General features: G+C 30.5%; 4 protein-coding genes. All 4 read right to left on the bottom strand.

Annotation, left to right across the window (positions count from 1 at the left end):
- Positions 1 to 231: 231 nt before the first annotated feature.
- The 4 genes from ACH5TW_RS00305 to ACH5TW_RS00320 all read right to left on the bottom strand — a co-directional run bounded on the left by ACH5TW_RS00305 (position 232) and on the right by ACH5TW_RS00320 (position 2,116).
- The gene (locus ACH5TW_RS00305; RefSeq protein WP_439334477.1) at positions 232 to 660 is read right to left on the bottom strand and encodes a hypothetical protein; all 429 of its coding nucleotides are present in this window, start codon (positions 658 to 660) and stop codon (positions 232 to 234) included.
- A 162-nt stretch (positions 661 to 822) separates the two neighbouring features.
- Complete coding sequence (locus ACH5TW_RS00310) at positions 823 to 1,059, bottom strand: hypothetical protein (RefSeq protein ID WP_439334478.1); 237 nt, start codon at positions 1,057 to 1,059, stop codon at positions 823 to 825.
- Between the two features lie 114 nt (positions 1,060 to 1,173).
- Complete coding sequence (locus ACH5TW_RS00315; protein ID WP_439334479.1) at positions 1,174 to 1,455, bottom strand: hypothetical protein; 282 nt, start codon at positions 1,453 to 1,455, stop codon at positions 1,174 to 1,176.
- Positions 1,456 to 1,579: 124 nt separating this feature from the next.
- Positions 1,580 to 2,116: a hypothetical protein gene (locus ACH5TW_RS00320; RefSeq protein WP_439334480.1), complete on the bottom strand. Its 537-nt coding sequence runs from the start codon at positions 2,114 to 2,116 to the stop codon at positions 1,580 to 1,582.
- Positions 2,117 to 2,218 lie beyond the last annotated feature (102 nt).

The raw sequence follows: 2,218 nt of genomic DNA on the forward strand, positions 1-2,218 counted from the left end.
AGTTTTCCGCTTTTTAATTCAAATTCAGGTACAGAAATTCCGTTTAACTCAAACTCTTTGTTATGGAAAATACTGTTTGTCATAATTGTACCCAACGGTTGTGTATAAGAATAGTGCGGTTTTGTGTCCGAGGATTTTCCGTAGGAAAATCAGAGAGACCAAATGTGCACTAACCTTTTGATTTAGCAATAAATTTAAGCATTATTTCTTATACTTTGTTGTAGGTAGTTTTTATATTTCATTCATTTTAAAAGTTTTACTTGATGTTCTTCTTTTTCCATCTGTTGTTGTATAACTTGTAATGATTTTTAATTCCGAAAATTCTTTATAATTCCGAATACTCTTTTTAATTAAATCAGAAGTTAGTTCAATCTTATTTTTCTTTCCTTCAGAAGAAATAGGTTTAAATTCCGAAATCATTAGAGTAATGTCATTCGATATTTTTCCATTAAAATTAGTCTCACTTTTCGAAATCAATGGAAATTCACAATTCCAGATTTTTTTTAAATTCTCAATAGTTTTTTCTCTTGAGTTGGAATATATAATCTCAATTGAATTTGTTTTTGAGTTTATTACTATTTCAGATTTTTTTTGAGAGTCAGTTTTATTTACACAACTCAACACTAAAATTCCGATTAAAAAGTACAATGTTTTTTTCATTAGTTCCGTTTTTCTCAAATTACCTACAACGTGATTGTGTATGATTAGTGGCGTATTCCACGAACCTAATTTAGCAAATAAAAACCAAATAGAAAATCCGCGAGGATTTTCGTAAGTAGGCGAGAACTAGCCATTAATTATACACGTTGTTACCACACGTTTTTATTTTATTTGTTCAATCGGAATTTTCAATAAATCTCCATCGTAATGAACTTCGTTATTTTCAAATTGTTCTTTCGTAAATGCTTTTAGTTTCTTTTCAGGTTTTAAGTATGGTCCTAAAGGTTTGATGTCAATCAATTCGTTAAAAGTCAATTCAGTTCGAACAATCTCAAATTCCGTATTTGGAAATTTGCGTGAATATTGTAATTCGTCAAAATACTGACCTTGTAAAAACAATGTTTCGTTTTCAGATATTTTCAGATAAAATCCTGAGCCTAAATCAAAAGTTTCTTTTCGTTTGTAAACTTTGTCAGTCTTTATTTTCAGAACTTGGGCTTTTCCGTTTTTTATTTAGTTATCCACTTTTTTATTCCAACCAATTTCTCCGTTTTTTCTCATCCAATAAATCACAATTCCAATTGAGATGATTAGCAACGGAATTGAAGTCAGTAATTGTGTGTCAGAAGAAACTTTACTAACGAATTTGTCATAAAGTAATAAAGGAGCTAAAAGAATCAGAGTAATTAATATCCATTTCTTTCCAAAATTCTCAAAATGATCCCAAATCGAATTTTTCCTGCTTTTCAACAGTTTGATTTCCTCTGGATTATATGGACGTTCGATTTTTTTCAAATGTGTGGTAACGGTTGTGTATAAGAATAGTGCGGTTTTGTGTCCGAGGATTTTCCGTAGGAAAATCAGAGTGACCAAATGCGCACTAACCTTTTGATTTAGGAATAAATTTAAGCATTATTTCTTATACTTTGTTGTGCATAGTACTTTTTATCTTTTCAATTTCAGATTCAATTTCCGTATAGTTTATAAATCCGTTTTGAGTGATTGTTTTTTTTATCGTTTTTCTCCAAAATGGTAAAGCCCAAGTTGAAGCAGTTCCGTAATTCTCCCAAGTTCCGTTTCTATTTTCAAATTCATACTCGTTTTTGAAACGAAATTTTCCTTTGTAATAATCGACTCTTCTTTTTTTGCAGGTCAGAAATAGTAAAAACTTATTAAATCCTTTATTCAAGTCGTCATATTTCGGGTCATAATGTAAGTGACTAATTCCGAAACCAACAGTCAATTGTCCATCTTGATCAAGTTCAATCCAGATTGATGATTCTTCTTCGTCTTCCGAATCCAAAGTAAGATGAGTTCCGTCTTCGAATTCCGAAATATTTTCTGGAAAATGAGATTCCAAAAGCTCTTTTATTTTACTAAATGTCAATTCGTGGTTCGTCATTTGAGTATTATGCACAACGGTAACGTATAAGAATAGTAGCGGATTTTTACGCACTTACTTTTCGGTTTGTTACTGTCGTTTGATTTATAAATTTCATTTTCGTTTTAGCGATTAAACCGCTATTATTTTTATACAATGTTAGGCACTGGCTTTTTC

The organism is Thalassobellus sediminis, assembly GCF_044386045.1.
GTDB classification, from domain to species: Bacteria; Bacteroidota; Bacteroidia; order Flavobacteriales; family Flavobacteriaceae; genus Thalassobellus; species Thalassobellus sediminis.

Excerpts from the sequence above, each read along its gene's own strand:
- ACH5TW_RS00305 (WP_439334477.1), bottom strand. The coding sequence starts at position 660 with ATGAAAAAAACATTGTACTTTTTAATCGGAATTTTAGTGTTGAGTTGT.